At 72.7% G+C, this 6,631-nt stretch carries 5 protein-coding genes; all 5 read left to right on the top strand.

Annotated features, from left to right (window positions below):
* Positions 1-265 precede the first annotated feature (265 nt).
* On the top strand, positions 266-2,341 hold the full coding sequence (locus I59_RS11525; protein WP_022903995.1) for an aldo/keto reductase: 2,076 nt from the start codon (positions 266-268) through the stop codon (positions 2,339-2,341).
* The gene (locus I59_RS11520) at positions 2,320-3,393 is read left to right on the top strand and encodes a LacI family DNA-binding transcriptional regulator (RefSeq protein WP_083882076.1); all 1,074 of its coding nucleotides are present in this window, start codon (positions 2,320-2,322) and stop codon (positions 3,391-3,393) included. The genes I59_RS11525 and I59_RS11520 overlap by 22 nt, the downstream gene beginning before the upstream one ends.
* 233 nt (positions 3,394-3,626) lie before the next feature.
* Positions 3,627-5,150, top strand: a complete 1,524-nt coding sequence (locus tag I59_RS11515; protein WP_022903993.1) for an MFS transporter — start codon at positions 3,627-3,629, stop codon at positions 5,148-5,150.
* Positions 5,151-5,655: 505 nt separating this feature from the next.
* Positions 5,656-6,162 (top strand): flavin reductase family protein, encoded by a 507-nt coding sequence (locus tag I59_RS11510; protein WP_022903992.1) that lies wholly within the window; start codon positions 5,656-5,658, stop codon positions 6,160-6,162.
* A 45-nt stretch (positions 6,163-6,207) separates the two neighbouring features.
* Positions 6,208-6,631, top strand: a 424-nt coding sequence (locus I59_RS11505) for a superoxide dismutase (RefSeq protein WP_022903991.1), incomplete at its 3' end; no start/stop codon positions are given.

The following is a 6,631-nucleotide window of genomic DNA, read 5'->3' as shown; positions in this document are numbered from 1 at the left end:
ACGGACGGACTGCGCTGCTGTCACGAACGACCTGCTCTCGTCGTTGAGATTGCCGGACACCTCGGCGGCGCGCTCGTCGGGCAGCGGCCGGCGCACGCGGACTCATCGTCGAGACCCGTGCCGAGCGTTCGACCGTGAACGCTCACGAAGTGGTCAGAGCATGCTCTCCGCGACACGCCGTGTCAAGCCTCCCCGGCATTGTGCTGACGGGCTGATCGGGCTAGCGTCACTGCGACCGTGAAGGTTCACGACGAACAGGATCCGCATGTCAGCGCAGACCGCGACCCCCGCCACCACCCGCACGCACGACGGGTGGGCCGTCCTCGGACCCGGCGGCATCGCCCGCCGGTTCCTGTCCCAGTTGCCGGCGAGCGGGAACGGCGCCACGGGCACGGTCGACCCGGCGGTCGGCGGCGTGCTGGTCGCCGCCGGCAGCAGCGACCCCGCCCGCGCGCAGGCCTTCGCGGACGAGGCGTCCGAGCACGGCTTCGACGACGTCACGGCAGCGTCGTACGACGAGGTCCTCGCCGACCCGCGCGTCGACGCGGTCTACGTCTCGACGGTGCACACCGGGCACGCGCACCTCGTGCTCCGTGCCCTCGCAGCCGGGAAGGCGGTCCTCTGCGAGAAGCCGCTCGCTCCGAACCACGGCACCGCGATGGCGCTCGCCGACGCCGCACGCCAGGCGGGACTCCCGCTCGTCGAGGCGTACATGTACCGCTTCCACCCGCAGACCGCTGCGCTCCGTGATCTCGTCCGCGACGGCGCGATCGGCGCCGTGACGCACGTCGACGCGTCCTTCGCGTTCCGCGCCGGCTCACGGACCGGTCGGCTCTTCGACGTCGCCACCGCCGGCGGCGGCATCCTCGATGTCGGCGGGTACCCGGTCACGATGACCGCGGCGGTCGTCCAGGCGGCGACCGGTGTCGCCGTCGCCGAGCCGACCGAGCTCACCGCGACGGGGACCCTCGGCCCGACCGGCGTCGACGAGTGGACGACCGCGCACCTCACCTACCCGTCCGGCATCACGGCCGTGGTCCGCACCGGCGTCCGCGTGCAGGACGAGAACGCCGTCACCGTGTACGGCACGCGTGGCCGCATCGTGCTCCGCGACCCGTGGACCCTCGGCGACGACCCGACGATCGAGGTCAGCACGGTCGACGAGGAGCCCCGGACGCTGTCGTTCGCCGGCGCGAAGCCGTACGCGCTCGAGGCCGACGCCACGACCGCCGCCCTCCGCGAGGGGCGCACGGACGCCCCCGAGATGACGATCGACGAATCCCTCGCGACCGCACGGACCCTCGACCGGTGGCGGGCAGCGATCGGCCTCCGCTACCCCTTCGAGGCCGAGGACGCCGACATCCCGACGGTGAGCGGCGCCCCGCTCGTCGTCGCGGCCGCCGCCCCGGACCACGCGGACAACCCGATGCGGTACGGCGAGATCGCGGGTGTCGGCAAGCGGCTGTCCCGCCTCGTGATGGGCGTCGACAACCAGCTGGACCTCGCCCACGCCAGCGCCATCTTCGACCACTTCGTCAGCCGCGGCGGCAACGTCTTCGACACCGGCTACATCTACGGCGGCGGCACGATGGAGGGGCGCCTCGGCAAGTGGATCCAGAACCGCGGGATCCGCGAGGACGTCGTCGTCATCACGAAGGGCGCGCACACGCCGTTCTGCGACCCGGAGTCGCTCACCGCGCAGCTGCTCGAGAGCCTGGAGCGCCAGGGCACCGACTACGCGGACATCTACATGATGCACCGCGACAACGAGGACGTCCCCGTGGGGGAGTTCGTCGACGTGCTCGACGAACACCGCCGCGCGGGGCGCATCCGGGTGTTCGGCGGCTCGAACTGGAGCCTCGAACGCTTCGACGAGGCGAACGCCTACGCGGCGGCGAACGGCAAGCACGGCTTCGAGGTGCTGAGCAACCACTTCGGCCTCGCCGAGGCGTACGACGTGCCGTGGGCTGGCTGCCGGCACGCGACCGACCCGGCGTCGAAGCGCTGGCTCGAGGAGCGTCAGGTCCCGCTGCTGCCGTGGTCCTCGCAGGCCCGCGGGTTCTTCACCGGCCGTGCGACGCCCGAGGACACCAGTGACGCCGAGCTCGTGCGCTGCTACTACTCGGACGACAACTTCGAGCGGCTGCGGCGGGCCCGGGTGCTCGGCGAGCAGTTCGGTGTGCCGGCGACGGCCATCGCCCTCGCATACGTGCTCAACCAGCCCTTCCCGACCTTCCCGCTCTTCGGACCGCGTACGATCGCGGAAGCCCGCTCCTCCATGCAGGGCCTCTCCGTCGACCTCACTCCCGAACAGGTGGCATGGCTGGACCTCCGCGACTGACCGATCCGTCCCGCGCCGCGGGCGCCGCCCCCGCAGGCGAGATGCCCGCGACGCCACCGGTGCCCGCGGCGCCGTCCCGCGCGACGATCATCGACGTCGCCGCCGCGGCCGGGGTGTCCCGCCAGACGGTCACGCGTGCGATGAACGGCATGTCCGGGATCAGCGCGGCCACGAAGGAGCGGGTGCTCGCCGCCGCCGAGCGGCTCGCGTACCGACCGTCCCGGTTCGGCCGCGGACTCGTCACCGGCGGGGACCACCAGCTCGGCCTGGTCGTCAACGACCTCCGGAACCCGTACTCGCCGCAGCTCGCGTCGGCCGTCTACCGCCTGGCCGCCGAGCAGGGCTGGAACGTCATGCTCGCGGACACGACCCTGGCGGGCGACGCTGATCGCATCGTGCAGGCACTCGGGAGCCAGACGGACGTCGTCATCGGCTACCTCGGCAACCGCCGCGAACGGTGGACCGAGCTCCTCGGGTCCGTGCCGATGGTGGAACTCGACCCGTCCGTCGACCCGCCGACGGCCGCCGTGTGGATCGACCCCGCCGAGTCGATCGAGGCGCTCGCGGACCACCTCGTCGCGACCGGCGTCCGGCACCCCGTCGTGCTCGACAACTCGCTGCCGGGGCAGCCGAGCGCCCGCGGCGTGCTGATGCTCGACGCCCTGCACCGACGCGGCTACCTCCCCGAGCTCGTGCACGGCCCGCACGGCACCGCCGAGTGCGGCGCGGAGGAGACCGCACGGGTCCTGGCGCGTCGGCGCCGCCTCGACGCGATCCTGGCCTTCAACGACGTCATGGCGCTGGGGGTGCTCCAGGCCTGCCGACGTGCCGGGGTGGACGTGCCCGGCGACGTCCGGGTGGTCGGCGTGGACGGCCTGCCGCTCGGCGCGCTCGTGTCGCCGACCCTGACGACGCTCGCGGTCGACCTGGACGCCGTCGCGCGCGAGGCGCTCGACCTCGCGCTCGGGATGCTGGCCGGGGGGCTGCCGCGGAGCGGTGCGACCGTGCAGCGCACGGTCCGGCACCGGCTCCTGGTGCGCGAGAGCGCGTAGTCGGCTCGCGCCGGGCCGCGCGGCACGGCTCCGACCCGTCGGCCTGGAGGCCCGTGGCGGGCCCGCACCGCGCCTCCCGGCCGCCTGTTGGTTGCATTTGCAACCAACACCGTCCGGACGGTACACTAACGGAGTCCTGACGGGGCGCGTGTCCATCTCCGCGCCCCGTCCCGGACCCTCCCCACCGAAGTGCCGTCGACCTGGTCCGGCTCGAAGTTCTCCAGGAGTCACCCGTGTCCGCTCTGCTCACCAGCCCCGTCGCCACCGCCGTCACCGGCAGCCGCGCCCGACGGTTCGCGGCCCTCGCCGTGCTGATGCTGCCGGTGCTGCTCATCTCCGTCGACAACACCGTGCTGAGCTTCGCGCTGCCGTCGATCAGCCGCGCGCTCGACCCCGACGCCACCACCCAGCTGTGGATCGTCGACGCCTACCCGCTCGTCCTCGCCGGCCTGCTCGTCGTGATGGGGAGCATCGGCGACCGCATCGGGCGCCGGCGGATCCTCGTGGTCGGCGCGACCGGCTTCGCGCTGCTCTCCGTCGCCGCCGCCTTCGCCACCGACGCCTGGATGCTCGTCGCGGCCCGGATCGCCATGGGCGTCTTCGGCGCGATGCTCATGCCCGCGACCCTCTCCATCATCCGCAACGTCTTCACCGACGCAGGAGAGCGGCGGATGGCGCTCGCCGTCTGGTCGACCATGTTCGCGGCCGGGAACGCCCTCGGTCCGCTCGTCGGCGGAGTGCTCCTCGCGCACTTCCGCTGGGGGAGCGTGTTCCTGGTCGCGGTGCCGATCCTCGTGCTCATGCTCGTCGGCGTCCCGTTCTTCGTGCCGGAGTCGCGCGACCCGGCGCCGGGTCCGGTCGACGTGCCGAGCATGCTGCTGTCCCTCGGTGCGCTCGGGCCCACGGCCTGGGCGATCAAGTCGGTCGTGCACCCGGAGGAGCGCGGACTCGCGATCGCGATGCTCGCGGTCGGTGTGGTCTGCGGTGTCGCGTTCGTCCGCCGACAGCTGCGCTCCCGGACGCCGATGCTCGACCTCACGCTGTTCCGGAGCACGGCCTTCACCGGCAGCGTGCTCATGAACCTCGCGGCGATGTTCTCGCTCACCGGGTTCCTGTTCTTCATCGCGCAGCACCTGCAGCTCGTGGCCGGGCTCGACCCGTTCACCTCCGGCGTCGTGCTCGTCCCCGGCTCGGTGCTGACGATCGTCGCGGGTCTCGTCGTCGTGCCGATCGTCGCCCGGGTCGCGCCGCGGTGGGTCGTCGCGGTCGCGCTGCTGTTCTCGGCGGCGGCCTACACGATGGTCGCCGTGCTCGGCCACCACGCCACGGTCGTCGCGCTCGGGTTCGCGTTCGTGCTGCTCGGCATCGGGATCGGTGCGTCCGAGACCGTCACGAACGACCTCATCATCTCGACCGCCCCGGCGGACAAGGCCGGTGCAGCGTCCGCACTGTCGGAGACGGCGTACGAGATCGGCGCCGTGCTCGGCACCGCTGTGCTCGGGACGATCCTCGCGACGGCGTACCGGGCGCACGTGGTCGTGCCGGCCGGGTTGTCCTCGACCGCGCACACGGCGGCGCAGGAGACCCTCGGCGGTGCGGTGTCGGCAGCCGCGGACCTCGGTGGGTCGGCGGGGCAGGCGCTGCTGGCGTCGGCGCGGGCGGCGTTCGACTCCGGCGTGACGATCACCGGGTCCGTGGCGGCCGTGCTCATGGTCGTGGCGGCGTTCGGCGCCGTGGTGATGCTCCGCCGCCGGTAGGGACCCGGGGCGGTGGTGTCGGGGACCTCGCACCGTGCGAGCCGTCCGCGCCCCGATACGCGCGGTGCGAGGTTTCGCGCACCGTGCGGGGGTGATCGCCTCGCACCGTGTGTGGAACCTCGCACCGATCGCCGCGGGCGCCTGGCACCTCGCACCGTGCAAGCCGTCCGCGCCCCGATACGCGCGGTGCGAGGTTTCGCGCAGCGTGCGGGGGTGATCGCCTCGCACCGTGTGTGGAACCTCGCACCGATCGCCGCGGGCGCCTGGCACCTCGCACCGTGCGAGCCCGAGCCCGAGCCCCAGCCCCAGCCCCAGCCCCGGCGCGTCCCGGCCAGCCGCGCCCTGCCGCGCGCCCCGCTTCGGGCGTCACGAGGCGTCACACGGCACGCCCGGGATCGCGGGAACCTGTGAATCGTTGACCTCAACCATGGTTCAGGTCCTACGTTGGGACGTGGCCGCGAGGAACGCGGTCGACCCCCCAGGGACAGGAACGACCACGACTGCCATGCCCGACGCGCCCGCGGACCTCACCGACGCCTACAAGACCGCCTTCCGTGGCCACCCCGCGGGCGTCGCCGTGATCACCGCCGAGGGCCCCGACGGCCCGACCGGGCTCACGGCGTCGAGCGTCGCCAGCGTCGCCGTCGACCCGCCGGTCCTGGTGTTCTCCCTGTCGACGAACTCCGGTTCGGCCGGGGTCGTCCTCGGCGCCCCGGTCTTCGTGGTGCACCTCGTCGACTCGCACGGCGTCGCGCTGGCCAAGCGCTTCGCGAGCACCGGCAGCCCGGCCGCCGACGACCCGATCTGGGGCACCCTGCCCTCGGGGGACCGCTACCTGCCGGGCGCCGCGACCGCCCTCCGCTGCCGGCCGCTCTCGACGACCCCGATCGGCTCGTCCACCGTCGTGGTCGCCGAGGTCCTCGACATCGTCGTCGGCCTCGGGCACGGCGAGCCGCTCGTCTACCACAACCGGGAATTCCATTCCCTCACCGACCGTTCCCGGCTCTCGTGAGCCGCGGAGCACCGTTCCGCCAACCACCGATCGAAAGGACCTCACATGGCTGAGTACACCCTGCCGGAGCTGCCGTACGACTACGCAGCGCTCGAGCCGCACATCAGCGGCAAGATCATGCAGCTGCACCACGACAAGCACCACCAGGCCTACGTCACGGGGGCGAACACCGCGCTCGAGCAGCTCGGCGAAGCTCGCGAGTCCGGCAACTTCGGTGCGATCAACAAGCTCGAGAAGGACCTCGCGTTCCACCTCGGCGGCCACGTCAACCACTCGATCTTCTGGACCAACCTCGGCCCGGACACGAAGGTCCCGGAGGGCGAGCTCGCCGCCGCGATCGACGAGTTCTTCGGCTCCTTCGAGAAGTTCCAGGGCCAGTTCGCCGCCGTCGCGAACGGCATCCAGGGCTCCGGCTGGGCGGTCCTCGCCTGGGACCAGGTCGGCCAGAAGCTCGTCACGTCCAGCTCTC

Source organism: Curtobacterium sp. B8 (assembly GCF_000333315.1).
In the GTDB taxonomy this organism is placed as follows: domain Bacteria; phylum Actinomycetota; class Actinomycetes; order Actinomycetales; family Microbacteriaceae; genus Curtobacterium; species Curtobacterium luteum.
This window is presented reverse-complemented; position numbering and strand designations above follow the sequence as displayed.

Excerpts from the sequence above, each read along its gene's own strand:
- I59_RS11525 (WP_022903995.1), top strand. The coding sequence starts at position 266 with ATGTCAGCGCAGACCGCGACCCCCGCCACCACCCGCACGCACGACGGG.
- I59_RS11520 (WP_083882076.1), top strand. The coding sequence starts at position 2,320 with ATGGCTGGACCTCCGCGACTGACCGATCCGTCCCGCGCCGCGGGCGCC.
- I59_RS11510 (WP_022903992.1), top strand. The coding sequence starts at position 5,656 with ATGCCCGACGCGCCCGCGGACCTCACCGACGCCTACAAGACCGCCTTC.